Source organism: Rhodococcus sp. OK302, from assembly GCF_002245895.1.
Classification (GTDB): Bacteria; Actinomycetota; Actinomycetes; order Mycobacteriales; family Mycobacteriaceae; genus Rhodococcus_F.
The window spans coordinates 3,352,308-3,376,618 of sequence record NZ_NPJZ01000001.1; the positions used below are offsets into that span (position 1 = coordinate 3,352,308).

Consider the following 24,311-nt stretch of genomic DNA (forward strand, 5'->3'; position numbering starts at 1 on the left):
CACTCCCGGTACACCCTGTTCAGGGTGTATCGGGAGTGTCCGAGGAGGACTATTCACGTGCATTCCGCCGCTGGGGCCGAGGGATCGGTGCCCACTTCAACCCTAGGCAGAATTGCACTCGTCATCGGTGCGTTCGAAGGACGGAGCAGCCTCCCGCTTGCCGAGATCATGCTGGTGACACAGCTGCCCAGATCGTCTGCGCATCGAATGGTCGAGGGGTTGGTGCAGATGGGTTGGCTGAGTAAGCGCGGTCGTGACTACAGCTTGGGGTTACGGCTCGTAGAACTCGGTTCAACGGCGGTTCACCAGAACCGGGTACATACAGCTGCGTCGCAGTATCTGTACCAGTTGTACCGTACGACCGGCATGACCGTGCACCTCGCGGTCCTGGACGCGCAGGATATCGTTTTCCTGGACAAGGTCGGTGGGCCTATGAACGGGATTGTGCCCACCCGGATCGGCGGACGTCTGCCGGCGACGGTCTCAGCGTTGGGTCAGTCGTTGCTGGCGTACAACGGCAGTTGCGAATCTGGGTACGGTCTGATTCGAGAACGAGGAATCGCTGTCGAAATGAACAGCGTCGTTCAGGGATTCGGATGTATCGCTTCTCCGATCGGCCCGATCGGAGAAGCCGATGCCGCGATCTCGATCTGTGGTCCGCTGCATCAGCTCGCGTTCGATCGGAGAATGATCACACCTGTTCGTCTTGCAGCAGCAGCAATCTGGCGCTCACTCAATGGAATTTCTCCGACGCTACAACGGCGAAATCTATTGCAGTCGATATCAACCGCGGCGAACGTGCGAGCTGGCGTTTGACCAGCCTCAACTCCGGGGGTGGTGGGTACCAGTCGGGTTCGGTACGGCGTCAATTCTGTCCACGCGGGATCTAGGGGGAGAAGCTGATCCGGCAAGTAATCCTGTTCGACTGATCTGCGCACTTATCCCCCTTCACCGGCGAAAATGCCGCGGGGTGTTCGGACGATCGAAGCCGAAACCGTTCGCTCGAGTGTTACCCGCTGTAACGCGATCGATGTACGCGACGACTTCAGTTGTGACGTTACGTTCTGCCCTGGGGGTCGGTCGGTACGTTATCCGGAGTGAATTGGGGAGTAGATATGGCTGTACGTGGGTTCTTTTCACGACATCGAATACTTGCGGGGGCAGTTGCGCCCGCAGCGCTCGGCGTGGCTGCGCTGGTAGCGGTCGCAGTTGCCGTGGACTCGCCGCAGTCGCGCACTATCGACACCGAACTGACGGCATCGGTCACCGAATGCCACGACATGGTGAGCATTGCAGTTGCCGGTCGCCACGACACACCGGACCCGAACACAGTCCTGATGTTGGAAGGCGCAGACGGAAAGCTATTGCCGGCCGCGATGTCGGGCGATTACAAGAGTGATCGCGTCGATCAGGTAATCAATCCGGCCGGATCGGTCAACACCACCAAGCCGGGCTCTTACGCTGCGATGTACATCGCCTATCCGGCCAACATGGCGACGTATGAGGATGCCGTGGCTGCAGGCGCAGCCAATACTCAATCCGTGATGAGTGCGATCAGTGCAGCATGCCCGAACACCCAGTTCTCGATCGTCGGATACAGCGAAGGCGCAGACGTCGTCCGCCGCGTTGCCATGGATATCGGTACGCAGAAGGACAACGAGTTCGGTGTCAGCGCCGACAAGGTTGTCGGTGTAGTGCTGCTCGCCGACGCGGGCCGCCAGGAAGGCGACGGTACGTTCCTCGGCGCGAAGGATCCGTTCACGAACCCGGACAACTTCGACACGAAGTACCAGAACGGAACGTCGGCGACACCGGGCCAGGGTGCACTCCCGGATACCGCAGGCGGTTTCGGAAAGTTGAACGGCAAGGTCGCTTCGTTCTGTTCCGACGGTGACTTCACTTGTTCGGCTCCGGAGAACATCTCCTTGCTGATCTTGGCCGCGAACGTAGGTCGGCAATTGAATGTCGACCAATTGGAATCGCAGGGCCTCACGCCGACGACGGGTCAAGATGTCGCGGTTGTATTCAGTGGGATCATGTTCAAGGCATTCAACGATATTTCGTCGCAGCCGAATTGGATGCAGAGCGACGAGACGTTCATGGACGTGCTGCTGAAGGTCTCGACTCCGGGGTACAAGCCGGGTACGACGGACACCGTGGCGCCGGTCGCCAAGGACGGCTCGATTTCAGCGGAGAACGTGTCGCCGCTGGCGTACCTGCCGCAGAAGCTGTTCAAGGAGATCGTAGGACTGATCGCCACCAACCAGAACACGATTCCGGTGATCATGAGCGATCCGTACCAGATGACACTGGCTCCCGGTGTCGGCCATCACTTCGACTACTGGACTGACGCTGACACTGCCAACGGCAAGCAGTTGACGTCGGCGCAGTATTCGGCAGCGTGGCTTACGTACCTTGCTCAGCAGGCGCAGGAGGGCAAGCCCGTTGACACGACGGTAAAGCCGACCCCCGAACAGCTTGCAGCTGCCGTGGATCTGTACATGGCAAATGGTGGCGGTGAGGGCGGAGCCACTGACGGAACTGGCACGACGACCGGCACCACATCCGAGTCCGGTCAGGCTCCCAGCGGGACCACCGGTTCGACGGAATCTTCGGGCGCTGCCGCAACGCCGTCGCAGGCACCTGCTGCGGGATCGGCTTCGGCAACGTCGAGTGCCGTCGCTTCACCGACCGGATCGGTAGCACCGACCTCGGGTGCGGCCGTCACGAGCGCCCCGACGTCGCAGGCTGCGAGCTCGGACGCAGCAGTCACGTCGACCACCGGCGCGACGACAACGACGACGACAACCACGAAGCCTCCGGCCAACTGACCTTCGTCAATAGCACTGCAGCAGGCTGCGATCCGCACAATGTGCGGATCGCAGCCTGTTTTTTGTCTCTGCTCTGTTTTCGGCAGTGGGTGGCGCTTATCGTGGAATGCACGATCGATCTCGAATTGTGGGTCTGCGGTGCATGAATTGTCGATTGCCCAGAGCGTGGTCGACGCTGTGTGTGAGCGCGCCGGGGATCGAAAGATTGTCACCGTTCGCCTCGAGGTCGGTCGGTTGTGCGCCGTAATTCCAGATTCGTTGTTGTTCTGCTTCGACGTCGTGACCGCGGGTACTCACGCGGAGGGTGCGAGCTTGTGCATCGACGAGGTCCCGGCCAGTGCACGGTGTAGAGCGTGCGGCGACTCGTTTTCACCGCCGGACATGTTTCTCCTGTGCCCGTGTGGCAGTGCCGACGTCGAGGTTCTTGCCGGACATGAGCTGCGAATATTGTCGATGGAAGTGAGTTGATCATGTGTGCGACGTGTGGCTGCGGGGAGAGTGCGGGAGTGCGGGTTTCCGACTCTGCACACAGCCATGACCATCCTGTACCGAGCCATGACCACAGCGATCTGCACCATCATCCGCACAGCGAGACTGTGGTTCTGGAACAACGGGTATTGGCCAAGAACGACGAACTGGCGGCGCGCAATCGAGATTGGATGCGGACTCGCGGGATCTCCGCGCTCAATGTCATGAGTTCTCCCGGCGCCGGGAAAACAACCTTGCTGGTTCGTACGATCAACGATCTCGGTGGCAGGTTTCCCATTGCTGTCATCGAAGGAGATCAGGAGACTGAGCTGGACGCCGAGCGAATTCGCGCCACGGGATCGACTGTTGTGCAAGTGAATACGGGTGCAGGATGCCATTTGGACGCCAACATGATCGATCGCGCACTTGCTGTGAGTCGTCCGGTTGACGGGTCGTTGCTTTTGATCGAGAACGTCGGAAACCTAGTATGCCCGGCACTTTTCGATCTCGGCGAAGAAGGTAAGGTTGTCCTAATTTCGACGCCGGAGGGTGCCGACAAACCCGTGAAGTACCCGCACATCTTTGCCGTTGCGGATCTCGTGATCATCAACAAGATCGATCTGCTGCCGTATGTGGATTTCGATGTCGAGGCCTGTGTCCGGCAAGCTGAAGCGCTCAATCCTGCTGTGCGCGTGATGACTTTGTCGGCGACAACGGGTGAAGGCCTGTCCGAGTGGTACAGCTGGATCGGTACTCGACTGGGCTGGGCGCCGGTGGCCGTTGACAAGTGATGTGCTCGGGTAGTTAATGAAATGAGTGGGTGCCACAGAAGAGGGCCGATTATCGGTTCGGGTGGCGTTCGATACCGGCGGCAGTTCGACCCGGTGGAACAGACCCGGTGGAACACATGGTGCCGTCGCACACGTGAAAGCGGCTGACATGGACACTCGAATTGCGACTGCTGAGAGCGCAGCAGCCAAGGCGGAAGAAACTCTGATCCACGTTCTGTGGATCAACGCCGGACTCAGTTGTGACGGAGATTCAGTAGCGTTGACCGCCGCCACACAACCGAGCGTCGAAGAGATCGCACTCGGCGCGTTACCGGGATTGCCCAAGGTTGCGATGCACTGGCCGCTCATCGACTTCGAGTGTGGTCCCGAGGGTGGTGCCGACGATTTCCTGGAGTGGTTCCGGAAAGCCGACCGTGGTGAGTTGGAACCGTTTGTCCTCGTCGTCGAGGGCTCCATCCCGAACGAGAAGCTGCACGACGAGGGCTACTGGTGCGGATTCGGAAATAACCCGGCGACCGGGCAACCCATCACGACGAGTGAATGGCTGGACCGGCTGACTCCCAAGGCGACAGCCGTGGTGGCTGTCGGCACCTGCGCGACATACGGCGGTATTCACGCGATGGCGGGCAATCCGACCGGTGCGATGGGTGTGCCGGACTACCTGGGGTGGGATTGGAAGTCGAAAGCCGGCATTCCGATCGTGTGTGTGCCGGGCTGCCCGATCCAGCCGGACAACCTCTCCGAGACTTTGACCTACCTGCTGTACATGGCTACGGATCAGGCGCCGATGATTCCGCTCGACGAATCACTGCGGCCACAATGGTTGTTCGGTGCGACCGTGCATGAGGGTTGTGATCGCGGCGGGTATTACGAGCAAGGCGAATTTGCGACGGAATACGGTTCACCCAAGTGCATCGTCAAGTTGGGATGCTGGGGTCCGGTCGTGAAATGCAATGTGCCCAAACGAGGTTGGATAAACGGTGTTGGTGGTTGTCCTAATGTCGGCGGTATCTGCATCGGCTGCACGATGCCGGGATTCCCGGACAAGTTCATGCCGTTCATGGACGAACCGCCGGGCGGCAAACTCTCGACCAATGCAGTTGGACTGTACGGCAACGTGATTCACAGCTTGCGCCGAATTACCGGAAGCACGTTGGATCACGAACCGCACTGGCGTGAACGTGGATCGACGTTGCTCAGCGGAGCCCGGCGCACGTGGTGAAGGACGCACTATGAGAACACGAGTTTTCGACTTGTCTGGGAGGCATTGAACATGACGGCCATCATTCCCGAACCCACCTCGACGGCAGACCGTGACGGTCTGGTCGAGATGGCCTGGGACCCCATCACACGAATTGTCGGAAGCCTAGGCATCTACACCAAAATCGACTTCGCCAATCGTGAAGTCGTGGAATGCCACAGCACGTCGTCGATCTTCCGTGGATATTCCCTGTTCATGAAGGGCAAGGATCCGCGCGACGCGCACTTCATCACGAGCCGCATCTGCGGGATCTGCGGTGACAACCACGCGACGTGCTCGTGCTACACGCAGAACATGGCGTACGGAGTCAAACCACCCCACCTCGGCGAGTGGATTGTCAATCTCGGTGAGGCTGCGGAATACATGTTCGACCACAACATCTTTCAAGAGAATCTTGTGGCGGTCGACTACTGCGAGAAGATGGTGTCCGAGACCAATCCCGGCGTCCTGGCCCAGGCCGAGAACACCCGCTGCCGCCATGAGGATCAGCACGGATACCGCACGATCGCCGACATCATGCGCACGCTCAATCCGTTCACCGGAGAGTTCTACCGTGAGGCCCTTCAGGTTTCGCGCTCGACACGGGAAATGTTCTGTCTGATGGAAGGGCGTCACGTCCACCCGTCGACTCTCTACCCGGGCGGAGTCGGAACCGTCGCGACCATTCAGTTGATGACGGATTACATGACGCGGTTGATGCGGTACGTGGAGTTCATGAAGAAAGTTGTGCCCATGCACGACGATCTGTTCGATTTCTTCTACGAAGCTCTCCCTGGATACGACAAGGTCGGTCTGCGTCGAACGTTGCTCGGCTGCTGGGGGTCCTTCCAGGATCCGGAGTACTGCAATTTTGCATACAAGGACATGACCGAGTGGGGACGGAAGATGTTTGTCACCCCCGGTGTTGTTGTCGACGGCAAACTTGTCACCACGGATCTTGTGGACATCAACCTCGGAATCCGGATCATGCTGGGCTCTTCGTATTACGAGGACTGGAAAGACCAGGAAATGTTCGTCACGACCGATCCGCTCGGGAATCCGGTGGATCGGCGTCACCCGTGGAATCAGCACACCAACCCTCACCCGCAGAAGCGTGACCTCGAGGACAAGTACAGCTGGGTGATGTCGCCGCGTTGGTTCGATGGCAAGGACAACCTTGCACTCGACACGGGCGGCGGAGCGCTCGCCCGGTTGTGGAGCACAGCTCTGGCGGGGCTGGTCGATATCGGGTATGTGAAGTCGACGGGGCACAGCGTGCAGATCAATCTGCCGAAGACGGCGTTGAAGGGTCCGGTGTCACTCGAGTGGAATATTCCCGAATACGGGAGCAATACCCTCGAAAGAAACCGTGCGCGTACATATTTCCAGGCTTACGCTGCGGCGTCCGCCCTGCATTTTGCCGAGAAGGCACTGGTAGAAATTCGCGCGGGCCGGACCAAGACGTGGGAATCGTTCGAGGTGCCCGACGAAGGAATCGGTTGTGGATTCACCGAAGCGGTACGCGGAGTTCTCTCGCACCACATGGTGATTCGAGACGGCAAGATCGCGAACTACCACCCGTACCCACCGACGCCGTGGAACGCGAGCCCGCGAGACAACGAAGGCACGCCGGGACCGTACGAGGACGCCGTGCAGGGGCAGCCGATCTTCGAAGAGAATGATCGCGACCACTTCAAAGGCATCGACATCATGCGCACCGTTCGCAGTTTCGATCCGTGCCTGCCGTGTGGTGTGCACATGTATCTCGGCGGCGGCAAGACCATTGAGAAACTGCATTCACCGACACAATCCGTGACGGGGGAGTAGTCGATGGAGCAGCCCGACGGCCGCAGCGTATCGGGTGATTACTGGCGCGGGGCGGGTGAACGTATCGAGACGTTGTTGCAGAGCAGCGCCGGCGGCGGACCTGTCGCGCGAGATCGCGCCGAGCAGTTGGTCCGCGAGGTCGTCCAACTGTACGGCGCAGCCCTCGAAAAGACTGTGCAGCTTGCAGATCCGGCGATGGTCGACAAGATGGTGCACGATGACCTGATTTCGAGTTTGATGTTGGTCCACGGGCTCCACCCGCACGACGTCGAAACCCGTGTCCGAACCGCGTTGGACAGCGTGCGTCCGTACCTCGGGTCACATGGCGGTGACGTCGAGTTGATCGAGGTGTCGGGCGGCGTCGTTCGATTGCGACTTCTGGGCAGTTGTAACAGTTGCCCGTCTTCCTCGGTGACCCTCGAGTCGGCGGTTCAGGATGCCGTGCAGGCCGCAGCGCCGGAGACCACGGGTATCGAAGTCGAGACGCCGACCGAGCACGAGCCGAAAGCCGGTGTGATTTCGGTGGAATCTCTTTTCTCACATGTCCATCGCGATACGGGTAGTCAGTGGGTCAGCGTTCCGGAGTTCGGCGAGGTCGGCGCCGGTGAAGTAGCCGGCTTCCGCATCGGCGGCGTGGATCTGCTGGTGTGTCGGTCGGGTGACGACCTGTACGCGTACCACGATCACTGTCCGGCGTGTGACCGCTCGCTGGCCGGAGCTGTATTGGAACGGATGATGGGGCGATCCGCGCGCAATGCCGCGGTGTTGACTTGCCCCCATTGCGCCGCTCACTACGACGTCCGAGGTGCCGGAGCGCGAGTCGGCGCCGGTACGGAGCATCTTGTACCGTTGCCGATCCTGACCCGTGACGGGGTGCTGTCGGTCGCTGTGCCGATCGATTCTGTTGCAGGATCCCAGGTTCCGGTGATGTAGTGGCGAAATCGACAGTGGGAGAGGTTCTCACACGAATAGCGTCGGCGCGCCCGGTATCGACGGGGCCGCGATGCGAGATGTGCGCCGTCGATATCGGCGACGCCCATCAACATGTCGTCGACGTCCAGGTGCGCAGTCTCCTGTGCGTCTGTCGGCCCTGCTATCTGTTGTTTGCACCGGTCGACGCGGACCTCCGATACAAAGCCGTTCCGGACCGATATCTTGAACTGGCCGAATTCGAATTAGGGCCGGGCCGATGGGAATCGTTGGAGATTCCGGTAGGTCTGGCGTTCTTCTTCCGAAATTCGTTGCTGGAGCGATTCATCGCGTTCTATCCCGGGCCGGCCGGGGCCACGGAATCCGAACTGCCCATCGACGCTTTCGGGACCGTCCTGCGCGAGAACCCGATCCTGCGCGAGGTGAGGTCGGACGTCGAGGCACTGATCGTCCACATCCTTCCGGGTGAGCAGGTACCGAGATGCTTCATTGTGCCGATCGACGCGTGCTACGAGTTGGTGGGGCGATTGCGCACGGTCTGGCGGGGATTCGACGGTGGCCAGGATGCGAAGCGTGAGGTATCGCGGTTCTTCGAGCGCCTGCAGTCGCGGAGTACTGCTGTATCAGGTGACAGTACTGTTGTAGCGGGTGAACGGCAGTGACCGCCCTCGAATTCTCGGTTGTGGACGTCGTCGTAGATCCGTATTCGGTGACGCCGAATCTCACTGTGCGGTTGCGCATCTCGGAATCCACCGGCGCTCATGTTCGGGCATTGTCGTTGCGGGCGCAGGTTCGCATCGAGCCTCATCGTCGGCCGTACACGGAGCTGGAGGAAGAAGCTCTGTTGGATTTGTTCGGCCGAAGGGAACGGTGGTCCAGCACTTTACGAACCTTCCTCTGGATGGAGTGCTCGACAGTGGTGCAGGGCTTCGAAGGTGTTACCGTCGCACACTTACCCATGCCGTGCACCTACGACGTTGCGGTGACGGCATCGAAGTACATGCACGCGTTGGCCGGCGGCACAGTGCCGGTGGTCCTGTTGCTGAGCGGAACCGTTTTCACCGACGGTAATCGAGGATTTTCGGTCGAGCAGATTCCCTGGGACAGGTCGGCGTCGTACGAAATTCCGGTGGCAACGTGGAAACAGTTGATCGAGACGCATTACCCGGGCTCCGGCTGGGTACGCCTTGATCACGACACCATCGCCGAACTTGCCCGGTTCAAGGCTGCTCACGGGCTCACCGACATGGAATCTGCAGTGCGGGAGCTACTTTCCGGAAGCGAGGTTGCGACATGAGCGGAGTCGGTACCGGTCATGACGTCCGGGCGGTTGCCGACGCTGTTCTGTACGAGGGCTATCTCCTGTACCCGTATCGGGCGACCGCGGGAAAGAACCAGTCGCGCTGGCAGTTCGGAGTGCTGGGACCGCCCGGTGCTGCCGAAGCCGGGGTCGGCGAGGAATCGGGGATGTCGGTGCAGTGCGTTCTGGATTCTGATGCCGGCGCTGTGGGTGTGACCTTGAGGTTTCTGCATTTGCAGGCACGCACTCTGGAGTGTCCGGGTCCGCACGGGGAGTGGGTACCGGTCGACCGTCTCAGTTCGGGTGATCGTGAATGGATTTCCTGGGACGAGGCGAGTGAGTGCGAGATCGAGTTAGGTTCGTGGACACTGACGGAGTTGATGTCGGGGATCGAATTGCCCTTCGAGGTTCCGGCCGGTGTGGAAACCGAACTAGTTCTCGAGTCCGACGGCCGGCAACTGGGGAGGATCGTTCGGACCCAGTGGGCTCTGTCGGGGCACGTCGAGATTCAGGCCGTGCAGGACACTCACTCAGTGCTGTCGATAGGTGTTCGGAACACCACTGCTCAGAACACAACTGTGGTCGAGGGTGTCGACAAGCGTTCGGCGCCTGCGTATTCGATGCTCGGGGCGCATCTCATACTGGAGTGCGACACAGCGTCGTTCATATCGCTCTTCAGCGTGGACGACTCGCAGACACTGATTCAGAATCGGTGTTACCCCGTGCTGGCCGGAGTTGAGAACCCCGAGTTGCCGGGTCGGTCGAGCACAGTTCTGGCGTCACCGATCATTCTCTACGACTTTCCGGAAATCGCCGAACAGAGCGAGGGTGCGTTGTTCGACTCCACCGAAATCGACGAGATTTTGACGCTTCGCATTCTGACGATGACCGACGACGAGAAAGTCGAAGCAAGAGCTACCGATCCGAAGGCCGCAGCCATCATTGATCGTTGCGAAGGATTGGCCCCCGAAGGTCTCGCGGACTTACACGGCGTTCTCCGCGATCCACAGGTGGGGCAGAGGGATTCGTCGAATTTGATTCCCGAGGTGCCGGATGGTGCCGATTGGTGGACACCGGAGGCTGACACCAGCGTGAGTCCCCGCACCGACGCGGTGATGATCGGTGGCGTCCGTGTCGCCGGTGGCAGCACAGTTCGACTACATCCTTCGCGTCGTGCGGACGCTCAGGACCTGTTCTTCGACGGCCGGATCGCACACGTTGCCACCATCCATGAAGACGTGGACGGCGACATTCATGTGGGGGTGACGCTGATCGACGATCCGGCCGCCGATCTCCACAACTGGTACGGCCGCTATCTGTACTTCGCTCCGGACGAGGTGGAACCGGTGTCTGCGGTGGAGGAGCAGGGTTATCGAGAGGAGAACGGATCATGAGAGGCATGGGAATGCTGTCGACGGTACTTCTCGGCGCAACAGCGATCGCCGCGGCGGTCGTGCTGGTCGTGTCGATGCCGGACATTCAGCGGTATCTGCGGATGCGGAAGATGTAGTCCCACATGCGGGTTCTGGTGGCGGGGGTCGGAAACATCTTTCTCGGAGACGACGGCTTCGGGCCCGAGGTGGTGCGCGTGCTCGAACGGGAAGATCTACCGGAGGGAGTGAGGTTGGTGGACTACGGGATTCGAGGCGTTCATCTGGCTTACGACCTACTCGAACCTTGGGATGCGCTGGTCCTGATCGATGCCTTGCCGCAAACCGAACAACCGGGGCAGGTTGAGGTTTTCGAGGTGGACTCCGAAAGTCTCAGCAGTACTCGAGGATTCGATGCGCACTCGTTGGATCCGACGTCGGTGTTCGGGAGTGTCCGGGCGCTCGGCGGAACGCTTCCACGGACCTTTGTCGTCGGGGCACACGCACGTTCGGTAGACGAGGGGATCGGCCTCACGCCGGAACTGCAGAGTTCGGTAGGTGGTGCGGTGTCGGTGGTCCGCGGACTCGTCAGATCGATGGCCGTTGATGCCGCTACCTCGGAACAGGAGGCGTGAGCCATGTGCTTGGGGATCCCCGGACGAGTCGTGCGACTGCTGGACGGGTACGGCGGTCAACTCGCCCTCGTCGACGTCGAGGGAGTGGCGCGCAAGGTCAATATCGGAATGCTCGACAACAATTCCGTGTCGGCTGGTGACTGGGTGGTGATCCACATGGGTTTCGCGGTCGACAAGGTGGACGAGAATGGTGCGGCCGAGGCGATGGCGGGCCTGGAATTGATGGGCCAGGCTCGCGCTGAGCCGGAGGTCGACCCATGATTGCTGCCAGCCGTTTGATCGTACGTGGGGTGGTTCAGGGCGTCGGATTCCGGCCGTTCGTGTACTCCCTCGCAACAGAATTGGGGTTGGCAGGTTCGGTAGGTAACTCGACTCGCGGTGTGGTGATAGACCTCGAGGGGCGCGACATCGAAGTTGCCGAATTCGTGACGGCGCTACAGCTACGGCAACCTCCGTTGGCCCGCATTGATTCGGTGGACTACGAACCTGCGCAACCCCGCGGCCTGTCCGGATTTCGGATCGTCGAGACGGACACCAGTTCCGTGGGGCAAACGCTGGCGCCACCCGATGTTGCGACCTGTGACGACTGCCTGCGCGAGATGACCGACCCGACGAACCGGCGGTTCCGCCATCCGTTCATCACGTGCACACATTGTGGTCCACGCTTCACGATCATCACAGCGCTTCCGTATGACAGGTCCTCGACAACGATGGATCGCTTCCCGATGTGCACGAATTGTGCGGCAGAGTATGCGGATCCGGCTGACCGCAGGTTTCACGCGCAGCCCATTGCGTGCCCTGATTGTGGGCCGACCCTGTCATTTGTCGAACCGTCGGTCGGTAGCTCGTCGGGGGAGTACGCGGTACGGAAAGCGCGGGAGTACCTACGGGACGGAAAGATCATCGCGGTCAAAGGGATCGGTGGATACCACCTGGCTTGTGATGCTCGGAGTGAATCTGCGGTTCAGGAGTTGCGCGCCAGAAAGCACCGGCGCAGCAAGCCTCTGGCCGTGATGGTGCGTGACCTGCCGGCCGCGAGTGAGTCGGCACAGGTAAGTCCGGCCGAGGCCACGGCACTTGTCGATCGGTCACGGCCCATTCTTCTCGTCCCGAAAGCGTCGGGATATACCCTTGCGTCATCCGTGGCGCCCCGTCTTCCCGATATCGGAATTATGCTGGCCTACAACCCGATTCAATACATGCTGCTCGGGCTGGCGGGGGATCTGAGCGGTCCGCAGGTGTTGGTGATGACGTCGGCAAATTTCGGTGGTGAGCCGATCATTTACGACGAGCGCGATCAGGACCGATTGTTCTCCCTGGCCGACGGCATTCTCACCCATGACCGCCCGATTCGGATGCCCTGCGACGACAGCGTCCAGCGAGTGGTGGACGAGGAGATGACAACGGTGCGGCGATCACGTGGACATACACCGTTGCCGATTGATCTACCCGCCACTCTGCCGTTCGATGTGCCCGCGACGCTGGCAGTCGGCGCGGACCTGAAAAACACGTTCTGTCTGGCGCAGGGGGCCTCCGCCTGGCTGAGTCAGCACATCGGCGACATGGGCGATCTGGCTGTACTGGAAAGCTTTGCCACCTCGGAGTCGCACTTCGAATCGCTCACCGGCGTTACGCCGATCCAAGTTGCCTGCGACGAGCATCCGGGGTACCGATCGTCGCGGTGGGCTCGGCGACATGCCGGGCCACTGCCGGTACGCGCAGTTCAACACCATCATGCGCACGTGGCTGCTGTCATGGGTGAGAATGGTTGTGACGGTGACGAACCCGTTCTCGCTCTGGCTTTCGACGGTACCGGATACGGCGCCGACGGTGCGGTGTGGGGCGGGGAAATGCTGCTGGCGACATACAAGGGTTGTCAGCGTCTCGCACACCTGAAATATGTGCCCTTGCCGGGCGGCGATATCGGCGTCGAACGTCCGTACCGAATGGCGTTGTCACACTTGTGGAGTGCTGGGATCGACTGGGATCCGGGTCTGCCGCCGGTTGCAGCCTGCCCGCCGCGGGAATTGGCAGTCCTGCGTCATCAACTCGAAACCGGATTCGGATGCTCCGACACGTCGAGTATGGGCCGGTTGTTCGACGCTGTTTCTTCCCTGATCGGCGTGCGTCACGTTGCCGACTACGAGGCCCAGGCGGCGATCGAATTGGAGGGGATTTCCCGTGGAATCGTCTGTGGTTCGGAGTACTACGCCTTCGATCGGATTGACGTTGCGGACAGTGATTCCTGGGTCGGCGACTCCTCGTCGATGATTCGAGGTGTTGTCCGGGACCTGCGTGCCGGAGTGTCGGCCGGTGTTATCGGTGCCCGCTTTCACGAGGCTGTCGCTCAACTGGTGCTCGAGTGGGCACTGCGGGGGCGTGAGCTTGCCGGTGTGGATGACGTTGTGTTGACCGGCGGGGTATTCCAGAACCCACTGCTGCTCTCCCGCTCGCGAATCCTCCTGCGAGAGGCCGGATTCACGCCGCTGACCAGCCGTGAACTGCCACCCAACGACGGAGGTCTCGCGTACGGCCAAGTGCTGGTGGCGAGTTCATCATGAGATCAGGAGTTGTGCCATGTGCCTAGCTGTGCCGGGACGAATCGAATCCCTGGAGAATCGTGACGGAACACTGATGTCTGTCGTGAACTTCGGTGGGGTACGCAAGGAAGTGTGCCTGGAGTACATTCCCGGCGCGGAGGTCGGTGAATACGTAGTTGTGCATGTCGGTTTCGCCATTCAGCGGCTGGACGAGGAATCGGCAAAGCGCACCCTGGCGGAGTTCGAGCACCTCGGTGTCCTGGAAGAGGAATTCGGCGACGGGTTCGCTCGTGCCGCTCGCGCCGCAGGCGTCCAACCTGATGGTGGTATCGAATCGAAGGAGAAGGAATCGTGAAGTATCTGGATGAGTTCTCCGACCCGGAGTTGGCGGGAAAACTGCTGGACCAGATCCGTGCCCTTGCCACCCGCCGGTGGGCAATCATGGAAGTGTGCGGAGGCCAGACGCATTCGATCATCAGACACGGAATCGACCAATTGCTGCCCGAGCAGATCGAGATGATTCACGGCCCGGGATGCCCAGTCTGTGTCACGCCGCTGGAGATCATCGACAAAGCCCTCGAGATTGCTGCCCGTCCGGACGTGATCTTCTGTTCGTTCGGAGACATGCTGAGGGTGCCCGGAAGCTCCTCGGATCTGTTTCGTATCAAGAGCGCCGGCGGTGATGTGCGGGTTGTGTATTCACCCCTCGACGCCCTCACCATCGCGAAGGAGAATCCGGATCGCCAAGTCGTGTTCTTCGGTATCGGATTCGAAACCACCGCGCCGGCCAATGCCATGACTGTGTACCAGGCGCACCGCTTGGGCATCAAGAACTTTTCGCTGTTGGTTTCCCACGTCCTCGTCCCACCCGCAATGGCGGCGATCATGGATTCACCGGATTGCCGCGTGCAAGCATTTCTGGCGGCGGGTCACGTGTGCAGCGTCATGGGCACGTCCGAATATCCTTCTCTGGCCGAGAAGTACAAGGTACCGATCGTCGTCACGGGATTCGAGCCGCTCGATCTGCTCGAAGGCATCCGCAAGACCGTGCTGCAATTGGAGACCGGCAGATACGAGGTGGAAAACGCCTATGCACGGGCCGTCACGGCCGAGGGGAATACCGCGGCCAAAGCGATGCTCGAGGACGTGTTCGCGGTGTCCGATCGAACGTGGCGTGGAATCGGCTCCATCCCCGACAGTGGTTGGCAACTGGCACCGAAATATGCGGAGTTCGATGCAGAACAACGATTCTCGGTCACTCACATTCATACCGAGGAATCCACGGTGTGCCGATCGGGTGAAGTGCTCCAGGGTCTGATCAAGCCGCATGAATGCAGTGCGTTCGGCAAGCAGTGCACGCCGCGTAATCCCTTGGGGGCGACGATGGTTTCGTCCGAAGGTGCGTGCGCCGCCTACTACCTGTATCGACGCTTGGACTTGCAGGAGGTTGGTCATGCCGGCTGAAAAGGGTGCACTCGTAGACGCGTCGTCGTGGGTTTGCCCACTGCCGCTGCGCGATTCGCCGAACATCGTCATGGGTCACGGCGGCGGTGGAGCGATGTCCGCGGAGTTGATCGAGCATCTCTTCCTGCCGGCTTTCGGTGAGGCGGCCGATGCCGAACTGGGAGATTCGGCGCTGATCGATATCGGCGGTGTGCGCCTTGCCTTTTCGACGGACTCCTACGTCGTCAAGCCGATGGTTTTTCCCGGCGGCACAATCGGCGATCTTGCCGTCAACGGTACGGTGAACGATCTGGCGATGGCCGGCGCACAACCACTGGTGATGTCGACGGCCTTCATTCTCGAGGAAGGTACCGCCCTCACCGACATTGCCGGGATTGCTTCGGCGTTGGGTACCGCGGCGCGCGTGGCCGGAGTTCGGTTGGTAACGGGCGATACCAAGGTGGTCGATGCTGGTCACGGTGACGGAGTATTCATCAATACGGCTGGGATCGGTGTGGTGCCGGAGGGCGTGGATATCCGTCCGACGCGAGCCGCCGAGGGCGACGTGGTGATCGTCAGCGGAGACATCGGGGTGCACGGCGTTGCGGTGATGAGTTGCCGGGCCGGTCTCGAATTCGGAACCGAAGTGGAAAGTGACTGCGCTGCACTCAATGGCGTCGTCGCGGACATGATTGCGACCGGGGTCGATATTCATGTGCTTCGTGATCCGACTCGCGGCGGTGTCGCGGCCACGCTCAACGAGATCGCGCAGGCGTCGAACATCGGTGTGGCACTGGTGGAGCGCAGCCTTCCGATTCCGGCGGAGGTCCGTGATGCCTGCGGGCTTCTGGGATTGGATCCGCTGTACGTGGCCAACGAGGGGAAACTTGTAGCGTTCGTTCCGCGTGAGGATGCCGACCGAATCCTGGAAGCGATGCGTGGCAACCCCCTGAGTAAGGGTGCGGCTGTGATCGGGGAGTGCGTAGCCGAGCATCGAGGAATGGTTGTCGCGCGGACAGCCCTTGGCGGAAACCGCGTAGTGGATCTTCCGGCCGGTGAGCAACTTCCGCGGATTTGCTGATGACTGCGGTTGAAACTGCGGGGCCGGTCCTGTTCGCGCGGTACGCGTATCCACCCAACGAGCTGGGGTACTGCGGGCCGGATGATCCATCGGCATTGCTACGTCAGGCCGGTGGAGTTGCGACACATCAGGATCGGGACCGGGCGCAACAGTTCGACGGCGCCTGGCCATACCTCGAGGCGCTGGCACGGGGTGCCGGTATCGAGGATCCGCTTGATCCGCGGGTGATCGAGGCCTATTGGGTTGGTAGCGATCTGCTCGGCTCGGTGGACCCGGGAAAGCTAGTGCAGCACTTACGGAAAGAATTCGGTCTACGCAGCGACGTGGGTCTACTTGCCGATCTCGGAGGGCAGGACCACGCCCTCGCGCATCACAGTTTTCACGTATTCGTCGTGTATCCGTGGGTGAAGCTACTTCGTAAACACGGTGCGGTGCCCCTGTCCGTTCTCCAGAGCTGCCGAATCAGGTGGGGTGAAGTGCAAGAAGTCGGTGCGCAACACGCTGTTGTGCGTTCCGTGCCAATCACATTCGACGGTGAGCGACTGACGCGCGGCGCGCCGATGATCGAACGAGTGCGTTGGAACGTCGACGGAATGTCACTGGCAGCAGCCCCGGTGCACGGTGGTTTGGTGACAATGCACTGGGATTGGTTGTGCGACAGCATCACAGCAGCGCAGTCCCGGGCATTGGACGGCGCTGAAGATTCAGCACTCGAGATCGTGAACCTACGGTTGAGCGAGCGCAGGCTGTAGGACTTGGCTCGGCTGTTGGACTGGGGCCGACTGCAAGACTGGGCCGGACGAAACCACGAAGACGGGCAACTGCCCCGCGCTCCCCGTCGACGTATATTCGACTCGGACCCGACCGTCGGACGTTGTCGGAACCGTTCCGGTGACCCACGAATACACCCAAGGGCCGTCGTCGAGTTCGACAATCGCGATCGTGCAGGGTTCGAGCTTGCTGAAGAGATTGTCCACCTCACGCTCGACTACCTTGAACGACACGATGGAACCGACGCCGCACGACTCGACTGGTACGAACGTGCTGCCGTGACACCACGAGCACTCGGCCATTGTCGGTGCGAGCAAGGTTGCGCAGTGCGAGCAACGCAGGATCATGAGTTTGCACTGTGAATGCACACTCGCTCGGGTCAGGCCGTCGACGGTCATGCGTGTGGCTCCGTCAAAAGCGTGGTGTCGCCGAGGTCGATTGGCTTGCCGATCATGGGGTTCCGCTTCTCATTACGCGGACGAGTTCTGGTGAGGGTTGTTCCGGTCCGCTGCGTCTTTTTCTTCTACTGATCTTCTCAATCGAACCCTCCGTGGGTTTGATGATCAGCGACACATGCTTGACGCTCGGCGACAGGTCTTCTACCGGCCTCCTTCTGGGACGAGGTCAGTGACAACGGGCTCGAAACTGCGTGGGGTTGACCCCGTACCGCGTTGTGAAGTTCCGACTGAATTGCGCGAGGTCGAAGTATCCGTAGCGGGCAATGATCGTCGAAATGCTCGACTTCGGTTCGACCAACAGTGCATGACGGCTCTTCTCCATCCGTCGGCCCCGAATCCAGTTGGCCACGGTTTCTCCTTCGCGGGCAAACAGTCGGTGCAGAGTGCGTGTGGAGATGAAGAAGTGATCAGCGACGTGCTGCGGGTCGAGTAGAGGGTCAGCAAGGTTCAGCTCGATGAAGTGGAGTACCTGTTTGGTCAAGCTTTGCGTCGAAGCGGTGATTTCGCGTTGTTCGAGACCTGCGGTGACGGCCAGAGCAGCGAGTTCATCGGCAAAACGGATTCCGCTGGCAGCGGAGACATCGCTACCCAAGTTCACGACATCGGTGAGGGCGTGAGCGAGAATCCCGCTGATTCCTGAGTGTCCAGGCAAGCGGAGAGCAGTAATCTGCTCGGATTCGAGTCGGTCGAGGGCTATCGCTTCTCGCTGCCAGGTAAATACCAACAGCTTCCAATCGCCATCGAGTTGCCAGCGGAATGGACGCGCGGTTTCGTAGACGGCAAAGTCGCCAACTTTCACGTTGCAGGATCGACCGTCCTGTATGAGGTGACCAGAGCCTTGGGTGACGAGTCCGATCTGAAAGAGTTCTGCCGGCTCGGCGGCAACGAGCCGTTTCGATCTGGTGAAAACTTGCGGCGACGACGAGACCTCGGCGGCGGAAAGGTGTCCCAACTGTCGATTCCAGACAGTGCCGTTGAGTGGTTCCTGTGGGTCTGACGCTGTTTGTGGGGCAATATCGAGCGCCACGAACTTGGACCGGATCAGATCGGTCCACTCGTCGATACTTCCCGCTGTCACGGGTTGGTTCGGACGTGTGTTCATCGGCGATTCTCGAGTGTCTGACAAGTCTGATCATGGCTGGCGATGGAACTGTGAAACTCCCAGGGCTATTGCAGATATTACGCTGATCAGCTGGGTGACAGCGAGTAATCTGCGCGCACCGGTGGAAGAATTGGAGTCATGTTCCGTGATCGGCCGGCACGTGTCGACGGTGCGCTGGCGGTGTCCGCCGGAACTTTCTCCGGAATCGCTGCCGGAGCGACGAGCGGAAGCGTGTGGGAAGGAATTATCACCGGGACAGCGATAGCGGCCGCATTTGTTGTCGCAAGGTTGCTGATCCGCGGCTGAAGAGCGGAGTAGGTGAGCGATCGTTAGATGTCGCGCGCGTTCGTGACTAGTTTATGGACATCGAGCTCCATGTCGTCGAGGCCGAAGCTGATGATGCGTTCGGGGTGGATGCGGATAGTCGGACCATCCAGACCACGAGAAGCAGCAGTGGCGGTGTCGATAGCTTCGGCGCGCCCTCGGATTTCGACGCACCGGACTCGCCAGGGGTCAACCGACGGTACGTCGTCCACGACGAATGCAGCTCGCCCGTTGTCTGCGACGTTGCGGAATTTTCGGCTCGACGCCATGTTGTAGCCCTGGATGTCGATAGTGGATGTATCGGGGTTGTAGTGGAAGCCCACGGGACTCACCTGCAGCGTTCCGTTCGGTTGAACGGTCGCCAGTCGTCCGAGGCGTTGTGACGCCAGATAGTCGAGTTCCTGCTGGGTGAAGGTCATGAAGCAACGTTAGAACCTCAAGCGCACTCGAGGTCAAGGTGGCGTTATCGGGTAGGCCGACCAGCCACGGATGTCAGAAATTTCCTGATTCTCTGGTTGGATCGCGACTTTGTAGAGGGCTGTCGGAGGCTGGGTAGGCGCCGCTGTGTGTTTGTGCCTGCTGTGTGTTTGTGCCTGCTGTGTGTTTGTTAGTGCTGTGGGCTTATGGCCCCATGCGTGTGGGCTTCGCATCGGCGAGATTCTGATGCGAAGCCAGACACGTCTGTAGTTGTGGTGCAACAATTTTCACGTGCGCAGCACCGGACCGGGCGGCAGCGTTGATCGCCGCGGCCGCCGCTCCGGATCAATCCCCGCCGGCGGAACAAACCACGGTTTACGATCCGATCCCATCTTGATCTCCCACTGCCCCGCGAACCCGACCTTGCGGTGAATCAAAGTGTGATGGGACCGGCACAGCAAAGTCAGGTTGTCCATCACCGTCGGCCCACCCTGAGACCACGGCCGAATATGGTGCGCATCGCACCATGCCGGCACCGCATCACACGACGGGAACGCACACCCCTTGTCACGGGCGATCAACGCCGTCCGCTGCGCCGCCGACACCAACCGCTTCAGCGGACTCACATCGAGCGGGGCACCGTTCCCATCCAGCAGCACCGTCGAGAGCATGCAATCGCACGCCAACATCCGGGTGCGGGTGATACTCAGCGGACCCATCCACGGCATGTGCCCGACATCAAGATCGTCGAAGTCCTCGAGGTCGTCGAAATCGTCGAAATCGTCGAAGGCCCACACCGGCGCATCCCCGACGTCGCAGTCTTCATCGGAAGTAGCCGCACGGGTAGACGCGCAGTCCCGATGCTCCGCAAGATCTTTCGCCGTCACCTGCACATTCACATGCGGACGCTGACCACCGTCCACCCCCGTCGCAGCATTGTCGAGATACCGACGAATCAACTCCGTCAACGCATCCGCCGTCCGTTTGGCAGCGGAGCGTGCATCCGGTGTCCCGTCCTTGCCCCCAATTATACTCGAACATCCATTCGAGTCAAGGGAAAGTTTCGGTGGAGATTCAGCAGACTTTCTGAAAACCGTTGCAGCAAAGAATCTTCAGGATCGTAACGGCGGGAATTCGGGACTTGCTCAAGCCGTGCAGGCTGTCGATCCACGCACCGATAGACTGAACAAATGCGCGGAGAGTACAAGGTCCCAGGTGGCAAGCTGGTAGCGGTCGATGTCGAGATCGAGGACGGACAGCTGTGCCGAGTCGCAGTGTCCGGCGATTTCTTCCTCGAGCCCGACAGCGCTCTGGACGATATCAACGCGGCGTTGACCGGAATGCCGGCTGATGCCAATGTAGACCAACTCGCTGACGCCATCACCGCCTCGCTTGATGCCTCCGTTTCAATGATCGGGTTCACTCCGGAATCGGTCGGCATCGCGGTCCGGCGTGCACTCGGCCACGCCACGAGTTGGGCGGACCACACGTTCGACGTCATCCCGCCGGTGGTGCTCGATCCTGCGATGCACGTTGCGCTTGACGAGGTCATTGCGCGTGAGGTGGCGTCCGGCGAGCGGCCGCCCACCTTGCGGTTCTGGGACTGGGACTCGCCGCTGGTAGTCATCGGATCGTTCCAGTCCGTGCGGAACGAGGTCGACGCCGAAGCTGCTGCGCGGCATGGCATCGGCGTCGTTCGGAGAATTTCCGGTGGTGGCGCCATGTTCATGGAGCCGGGCAACTGCATCACTTATTCGTTGGCGGTGCCGGCGTCGCTGGTGGAGGGGCTGAGTTTCGAGAGGTCCTACGCGTTCCTTGACCAGTGGGTGATGGGTGCGCTCGCTGACGTCGGGATCAACGCCCGGTATGTGCCTCTCAACGACATCGCCTCGGACAAGGGCAAGATTGCCGGCGCAGCGCAGAAGCGGTTCGCTTCGGGCACTGTGCTGCATCACGTGACCATGGCCTATGACATCGACGCGGAGAAGATGACGCAGGTTCTGCGGATCGGCCGGGAGAAGATGTCGGACAAGGGCACCAAGAGTGCCGCGAAAAGGGTTGACCCACTCCGCTCGCAGACCGGCATGACCCGTGCCGCGATCCTGACCGCATTCTTGGACCACTTCCGGGCCCAGTACGACACTCACGACAGTGATTACACTGCCGCCGAATTGGCACAGGCACGTGAGCTGGTGGAGACGAAGTTCAGCACCGAGAAGTGGACGCACCGCGTGCCGTGAGGCGCGTCCACTTGCATCGGTTAACCCCTGCCGGCCACTGATGATTCCTCGGCGTTTCGACGTCGAATTGCGCGATATCTGCGCCGCTGGATAGGAACCGCGATTATCGCTCAAAAGGGTCCGCCTGCAGGGCTTTAGGCGTGAACCACTTTCGCTGCGGCATCGAGTGCGGCAAGGTAACCGAACACGATTGCGGGTCCGATGGTTGCGCCTGGTCCGGCATAGGTATGGCCCATCACCGGCGAACTGGTGTTGCCGGCCGCGTAGAGCCCCTCGATGACCGTTCCGTCGTCACGCAAAGCGCGAGCCTGGCTGTCGGTATTGATCCCGCCTTTGGTGCCGAGGTCGCCGGGCACCATCTTGGCCGCATAGAACGGTCCTTTGCTCAGTTCGCCGAGGCTGGGGTTGGGTTTGTTGGTGATGTCTCCGTAGTAGTGGTCGTAGGCGCTTGCGCCACGGCCGAAGTCGGGATCGCTACCACTGCGGGCGTGGCTGTTGAATCGGATAATCGTTTCGGTAAGTGCAGTCTCGGGCACGCCGATTTCGAGGGCGAGTTCGGAAATCGTTTCAGCGGTAACGATGGCGCCCGATGCCAGCCATGAGCGTGGCATCGGACTGCGCGCGGGAATTCCCGCAAACAGGTATCTGTCACGGTAGGTCTGGTCGAAGATCAGCCAGGCCGGGATATTCTCGGCCGGTCCGTCGCCACGGCCGAATTTTCCTCCGAACATCGCGTGAGTGGCTTCGACGTAGGGGAGTGATTCGTTCATGAACCGCTCACCTCTGGCGTTCACCATGATGCTGCGCGGCAGCGAGCGTTCCGCCAGTGCGAACCACGGTCCCTTCGGGAGAGGTATGGACGGTGCCCACCAGGCGTCGTCCATGTACGAGATCGCGGCACCTCGCTGGACTGCCGCAGTAATGCCGTCGCCGGTGTTCGTCGGTGCACCAAGGGTCCATTCGGCGCTGCTCGGTTGCCGCTGGTACTTGATTCGCATCTCGTTGTTGTTCTCGAACCCACCGCACGCCAGGACGACGCCGTATCGAGCGCGCATGGTTGTCTGAACGCCTCCGCTTTCGAGGTTCACTCCGACCACTCGATCATTGTCGGTGATCAGATCCAGCATTGCGGTGTCGAGAAGTACCGGTACACCTGCCGTCCGGACTCCGATCATCAGTTCCGCCATTAACGCGGAGCCCAGTCCGATCAGCTTCTTTCGCCGCAGCTTTCCGACCGCTGTTCGAGCACCCACCTGGAGCATGCGCGCAGGGCCTCGCCAGTGGCGAAGGCCGGTGCTCAGCCACCGATAATCCGACTGCTTGACGACGACGTTGAGTGGGGTTTTCATGTACGACGGATGCAGTGTGGCGAGATCGTCGCCCAGAGCGCGCGCATCGAAAGGTAAAGGCTCGCAGGAGCGTCCGGAAGCGCGACCCCCGGGAGCTTCGGGAAAGTAATCGGAGTATCCCTCTACCCACTCGAGCTTCAAGGCAGAATTGCGAATGAGAAAGTCGAGTGCTTCGTGGCCTCGATCGATGTAGGTGTCGATGCGTTCGGGATCAGCGTCGTCGCCGACGATACTGTTGAGATACTCTCGCGCAGAATCGAGTTCATCGATCGGCGCCTGTTGGCGGAGCACCGAATTTCCCGGGATCCAGACTCCGCCGCCGGACCGCGCGGACGAGCCGCCCCAGTACGGGGACTTCTCCACGATGACTGTCGAGAGGCCGTTACAGGCAGCGGTGATGGCTGCGGACATGCCGGCCGCGCCGGATCCGACAACGATCAGATCAACTTCGGTGGGGATCGGGCCATGTGGAATTGAGGTCATCAAGCGTCGTGTCCTTCGCGGTCTGGGGCGTTCGGTGTGCGCCAACGGGTGTCGAGAACGGCGTCGAGTGCACCCTCGACGCAGACAGGCAGGGAAGCTTCTCGTTTCTGTGGACTCCGAATCCACTGGCGATAGCCGAACTCAGCTGCGGCCAACATCAGGTGTACGAGAAGTCCTGGGCGACTGTCAGTTTCAGGATCGCACTGCATTCGTTGCGCCACGAGCTCGACAAGTCGGTCGCGATGCTCCGGTGCGATCAACGCGACACGATCCATCAGGTGTGGGGCCGTCCGGAAGGCTGCTCGCCAGTGCTCGACCTCGGCGGAATCGAGAGTGCTGGACCGTTCCAGGATTGCCTTCGACACCGCGAGGTCTGCGGGTTCCGATTCGGGGCGAGCCTCGAGGAGTGCCACAATTCCCGCGCCGCCGTGTCTCACCGGATCCAGGAGGAGGTCTTCCTTGTTGCGAACGTGCCGGAAGTACGTACTCGCGGACACTCCGGCTGCGGATGCAATCTGGTCTGTGGTGACGTTTTCGAATCCGTCTCGGGCGAACAGGGTCAATGCTGCTCGTTGAATCTCAGCTCGTACTTGCAAGCGTTGCCTTGCGCGCAATGACATCGGGTAGCACCCCTTTGTAGTGGATTGAACCTGTGGAATCCGGCCGACTAATGACAGCTTCGCTTAATATGACAGTGACTGTCAAGAGGCA

The 24,311-nt window shown here is 60.6% G+C and carries 25 protein-coding genes and 1 pseudogene; 20 read left to right on the forward strand and 6 right to left on the reverse strand.

What is annotated here, in order from left to right:
* The first annotated feature begins 87 nt into the window (after nt 1-87).
* The 18 genes from BDB13_RS15405 to BDB13_RS15485 all read left to right on the forward strand — a co-directional run bounded on the left by BDB13_RS15405 (nt 88) and on the right by BDB13_RS15485 (nt 17,208).
* Nucleotides 88-816 (forward strand): IclR family transcriptional regulator, encoded by a 729-nt coding sequence (locus BDB13_RS15405; RefSeq protein ID WP_254922825.1) that lies wholly within the window; start codon nt 88-90, stop codon nt 814-816.
* Nucleotides 817-1,115: 299 nt separating this feature from the next.
* Nucleotides 1,116-2,831 (forward strand): cutinase family protein, encoded by a 1,716-nt coding sequence (locus tag BDB13_RS15410; RefSeq protein ID WP_094272407.1) that lies wholly within the window; start codon nt 1,116-1,118, stop codon nt 2,829-2,831.
* A 138-nt stretch (nt 2,832-2,969) separates the two neighbouring features.
* On the forward strand, nt 2,970-3,299 hold the full coding sequence (locus BDB13_RS15415; protein WP_169633401.1) for a hydrogenase maturation nickel metallochaperone HypA/HybF: 330 nt from the start codon (nt 2,970-2,972) through the stop codon (nt 3,297-3,299).
* A 2-nt stretch (nt 3,300-3,301) separates the two neighbouring features.
* A complete protein-coding gene (gene hypB, locus BDB13_RS15420) occupies nt 3,302-4,090 on the forward strand; it encodes a hydrogenase nickel incorporation protein HypB (RefSeq protein WP_094272409.1) in 789 nt (262 codons plus the stop codon).
* A 148-nt stretch (nt 4,091-4,238) separates the two neighbouring features.
* Nucleotides 4,239-5,312 carry a hydrogenase expression protein HypE gene (locus tag BDB13_RS15425; RefSeq protein ID WP_094274943.1) on the forward strand — a complete coding sequence of 358 codons (1,074 nt, stop codon included), beginning with the start codon at nt 4,239-4,241 and terminating at the stop codon, nt 5,310-5,312.
* Nucleotides 5,313-5,363: 51 nt separating this feature from the next.
* The gene (locus BDB13_RS15430) at nt 5,364-7,157 is read left to right on the forward strand and encodes a nickel-dependent hydrogenase large subunit (RefSeq protein WP_094272410.1); all 1,794 of its coding nucleotides are present in this window, start codon (nt 5,364-5,366) and stop codon (nt 7,155-7,157) included.
* 3 nt (nt 7,158-7,160) lie between these two features.
* Nucleotides 7,161-8,090 carry a NifU family protein gene (locus BDB13_RS15435; RefSeq protein WP_094272411.1) on the forward strand — a complete coding sequence of 310 codons (930 nt, stop codon included), beginning with the start codon at nt 7,161-7,163 and terminating at the stop codon, nt 8,088-8,090.
* A 14-nt stretch (nt 8,091-8,104) separates the two neighbouring features.
* Entirely contained in the window at nt 8,105-8,749 is a 645-nt protein-coding gene (locus tag BDB13_RS15440; RefSeq protein WP_094274944.1) for a DUF5947 family protein, read from the forward strand.
* Nucleotides 8,746-9,384, forward strand: coding sequence for a DUF6084 family protein (locus tag BDB13_RS15445; RefSeq protein WP_094272412.1), 639 nt, complete (start codon nt 8,746-8,748; stop codon nt 9,382-9,384). Before BDB13_RS15440 ends, BDB13_RS15445 begins: the two co-directional genes overlap by 4 nt.
* Complete coding sequence (locus BDB13_RS15450) at nt 9,381-10,781, forward strand: hypothetical protein (protein ID WP_094272413.1); 1,401 nt, start codon at nt 9,381-9,383, stop codon at nt 10,779-10,781. Before BDB13_RS15445 ends, BDB13_RS15450 begins: the two co-directional genes overlap by 4 nt.
* A complete protein-coding gene (locus BDB13_RS33805) occupies nt 10,778-10,897 on the forward strand; it encodes a DUF6893 family small protein (protein WP_371851312.1) in 120 nt (39 codons plus the stop codon). Before BDB13_RS15450 ends, BDB13_RS33805 begins: the two co-directional genes overlap by 4 nt.
* Before the next feature lie 6 nt (nt 10,898-10,903).
* Nucleotides 10,904-11,392, forward strand: coding sequence for a hydrogenase maturation protease (locus tag BDB13_RS15455; RefSeq protein ID WP_094272414.1), 489 nt, complete (start codon nt 10,904-10,906; stop codon nt 11,390-11,392).
* Between the two features lie 3 nt (nt 11,393-11,395).
* Complete coding sequence (locus BDB13_RS15460) at nt 11,396-11,653, forward strand: HypC/HybG/HupF family hydrogenase formation chaperone (protein WP_094272415.1); 258 nt, start codon at nt 11,396-11,398, stop codon at nt 11,651-11,653.
* On the forward strand, nt 11,650-13,953 hold the full coding sequence (hypF, locus tag BDB13_RS15465) for a carbamoyltransferase HypF (protein ID WP_094272416.1): 2,304 nt from the start codon (nt 11,650-11,652) through the stop codon (nt 13,951-13,953). The genes BDB13_RS15460 and hypF overlap by 4 nt, the downstream gene beginning before the upstream one ends.
* 16 nt (nt 13,954-13,969) lie before the next feature.
* Nucleotides 13,970-14,287: a HypC/HybG/HupF family hydrogenase formation chaperone gene (locus BDB13_RS15470; protein WP_094272417.1), complete on the forward strand. Its 318-nt coding sequence runs from the start codon at nt 13,970-13,972 to the stop codon at nt 14,285-14,287.
* On the forward strand, nt 14,284-15,396 hold the full coding sequence (gene hypD / locus BDB13_RS15475) for a hydrogenase formation protein HypD (protein ID WP_094272418.1): 1,113 nt from the start codon (nt 14,284-14,286) through the stop codon (nt 15,394-15,396). Before BDB13_RS15470 ends, hypD begins: the two co-directional genes overlap by 4 nt.
* Nucleotides 15,386-16,456, forward strand: coding sequence for a hydrogenase expression/formation protein HypE (gene hypE / locus BDB13_RS15480; protein ID WP_094272419.1), 1,071 nt, complete (start codon nt 15,386-15,388; stop codon nt 16,454-16,456). The genes hypD and hypE overlap by 11 nt, the downstream gene beginning before the upstream one ends.
* The gene (locus BDB13_RS15485; RefSeq protein WP_094272420.1) at nt 16,456-17,208 is read left to right on the forward strand and encodes a DUF6390 family protein; all 753 of its coding nucleotides are present in this window, start codon (nt 16,456-16,458) and stop codon (nt 17,206-17,208) included. Before hypE ends, BDB13_RS15485 begins: the two co-directional genes overlap by 1 nt.
* Here the strand turns inward: BDB13_RS15485 and BDB13_RS15490 are convergent.
* Together BDB13_RS15490 and BDB13_RS15500 are read right to left on the reverse strand one after the other, a co-directional pair.
* Nucleotides 17,182-17,625, reverse strand: a complete 444-nt coding sequence (locus BDB13_RS15490; RefSeq protein WP_094272421.1) for a Zn-ribbon domain-containing OB-fold protein — start codon at nt 17,623-17,625, stop codon at nt 17,182-17,184. The two genes, BDB13_RS15485 and BDB13_RS15490, sit on opposite strands and share 27 nt — an antisense overlap.
* 226 nt (nt 17,626-17,851) lie before the next feature.
* Nucleotides 17,852-18,787 (reverse strand): helix-turn-helix domain-containing protein, encoded by a 936-nt coding sequence (locus BDB13_RS15500; RefSeq protein WP_094272423.1) that lies wholly within the window; start codon nt 18,785-18,787, stop codon nt 17,852-17,854.
* 138 nt (nt 18,788-18,925) lie between these two features.
* Here BDB13_RS15500 and BDB13_RS32085 point away from each other — a divergent pair, with 138 nt between their 5' ends.
* Nucleotides 18,926-19,093 carry a hypothetical protein gene (locus tag BDB13_RS32085; protein WP_169633408.1) on the forward strand — a complete coding sequence of 56 codons (168 nt, stop codon included), beginning with the start codon at nt 18,926-18,928 and terminating at the stop codon, nt 19,091-19,093.
* 23 nt (nt 19,094-19,116) lie between these two features.
* On the opposite strand, the gene BDB13_RS15505 is transcribed toward BDB13_RS32085, so the two are convergent.
* Nucleotides 19,117-19,530 carry a PPOX class F420-dependent oxidoreductase gene (locus tag BDB13_RS15505; protein ID WP_094272424.1) on the reverse strand — a complete coding sequence of 138 codons (414 nt, stop codon included), beginning with the start codon at nt 19,528-19,530 and terminating at the stop codon, nt 19,117-19,119.
* Nucleotides 19,531-19,815: 285 nt separating this feature from the next.
* A pseudogene (locus BDB13_RS15510) lies at nt 19,816-20,544 on the reverse strand (DUF222 domain-containing protein); the annotation flags it as partial.
* 174 nt (nt 20,545-20,718) lie between these two features.
* On the opposite strand from BDB13_RS15510, the gene BDB13_RS15515 reads away from it, so the two are divergent.
* Nucleotides 20,719-21,768: a lipoate--protein ligase family protein gene (locus BDB13_RS15515; protein ID WP_094272426.1), complete on the forward strand. Its 1,050-nt coding sequence runs from the start codon at nt 20,719-20,721 to the stop codon at nt 21,766-21,768.
* Between the two features lie 134 nt (nt 21,769-21,902).
* Here BDB13_RS15515 and kstD read toward each other — a convergent pair whose 3' ends face one another.
* Together kstD and BDB13_RS15525 are read right to left on the reverse strand one after the other, a co-directional pair.
* Complete coding sequence (gene kstD, locus BDB13_RS15520; protein WP_094272427.1) at nt 21,903-23,600, reverse strand: 3-oxosteroid 1-dehydrogenase; 1,698 nt, start codon at nt 23,598-23,600, stop codon at nt 21,903-21,905.
* Nucleotides 23,600-24,220: a TetR/AcrR family transcriptional regulator gene (locus tag BDB13_RS15525; protein ID WP_094272428.1), complete on the reverse strand. Its 621-nt coding sequence runs from the start codon at nt 24,218-24,220 to the stop codon at nt 23,600-23,602. Before BDB13_RS15525 ends, kstD begins: the two co-directional genes overlap by 1 nt.
* Between the last annotated feature and the right edge of the window lie 91 nt (nt 24,221-24,311).

Bases quoted from the DNA above. Each gene is read 5' to 3' on its own strand.
- BDB13_RS15490 (WP_094272421.1), bottom strand. From the start codon at position 17,625: ATGACCGTCGACGGCCTGACCCGAGCGAGTGTGCATTCACAGTGCAAA.
- BDB13_RS15500 (WP_094272423.1), bottom strand. From the start codon at position 18,787: ATGAACACACGTCCGAACCAACCCGTGACAGCGGGAAGTATCGACGAG.
- BDB13_RS15435 (WP_094272411.1), top strand. From the start codon at position 7,161: ATGGAGCAGCCCGACGGCCGCAGCGTATCGGGTGATTACTGGCGCGGG.
- BDB13_RS15455 (WP_094272414.1), top strand. From the start codon at position 10,904: ATGCGGGTTCTGGTGGCGGGGGTCGGAAACATCTTTCTCGGAGACGAC.
- BDB13_RS15450 (WP_094272413.1), top strand. From the start codon at position 9,381: ATGAGCGGAGTCGGTACCGGTCATGACGTCCGGGCGGTTGCCGACGCT.
- hypB (WP_094272409.1), top strand. From the start codon at position 3,302: ATGTGTGCGACGTGTGGCTGCGGGGAGAGTGCGGGAGTGCGGGTTTCC.
- BDB13_RS15470 (WP_094272417.1), top strand. From the start codon at position 13,970: ATGTGCCTAGCTGTGCCGGGACGAATCGAATCCCTGGAGAATCGTGAC.
- hypF (WP_094272416.1), top strand. From the start codon at position 11,650: ATGATTGCTGCCAGCCGTTTGATCGTACGTGGGGTGGTTCAGGGCGTC.
- BDB13_RS15425 (WP_094274943.1), top strand. From the start codon at position 4,239: ATGGACACTCGAATTGCGACTGCTGAGAGCGCAGCAGCCAAGGCGGAA.
- BDB13_RS15485 (WP_094272420.1), top strand. From the start codon at position 16,456: ATGACTGCGGTTGAAACTGCGGGGCCGGTCCTGTTCGCGCGGTACGCG.
- kstD (WP_094272427.1), bottom strand. From the start codon at position 23,600: ATGACCTCAATTCCACATGGCCCGATCCCCACCGAAGTTGATCTGATC.
- BDB13_RS15410 (WP_094272407.1), top strand. From the start codon at position 1,116: ATGGCTGTACGTGGGTTCTTTTCACGACATCGAATACTTGCGGGGGCA.
- BDB13_RS15515 (WP_094272426.1), top strand. From the start codon at position 20,719: ATGCGCGGAGAGTACAAGGTCCCAGGTGGCAAGCTGGTAGCGGTCGAT.
- BDB13_RS15430 (WP_094272410.1), top strand. From the start codon at position 5,364: ATGACGGCCATCATTCCCGAACCCACCTCGACGGCAGACCGTGACGGT.
- BDB13_RS32085 (WP_169633408.1), top strand. From the start codon at position 18,926: ATGTTCCGTGATCGGCCGGCACGTGTCGACGGTGCGCTGGCGGTGTCC.
- BDB13_RS15505 (WP_094272424.1), bottom strand. From the start codon at position 19,530: ATGACCTTCACCCAGCAGGAACTCGACTATCTGGCGTCACAACGCCTC.
- BDB13_RS15460 (WP_094272415.1), top strand. From the start codon at position 11,396: ATGTGCTTGGGGATCCCCGGACGAGTCGTGCGACTGCTGGACGGGTAC.
- BDB13_RS15525 (WP_094272428.1), bottom strand. From the start codon at position 24,220: ATGTCATTGCGCGCAAGGCAACGCTTGCAAGTACGAGCTGAGATTCAA.
- BDB13_RS33805 (WP_371851312.1), top strand. From the start codon at position 10,778: ATGAGAGGCATGGGAATGCTGTCGACGGTACTTCTCGGCGCAACAGCG.
- hypE (WP_094272419.1), top strand. From the start codon at position 15,386: ATGCCGGCTGAAAAGGGTGCACTCGTAGACGCGTCGTCGTGGGTTTGC.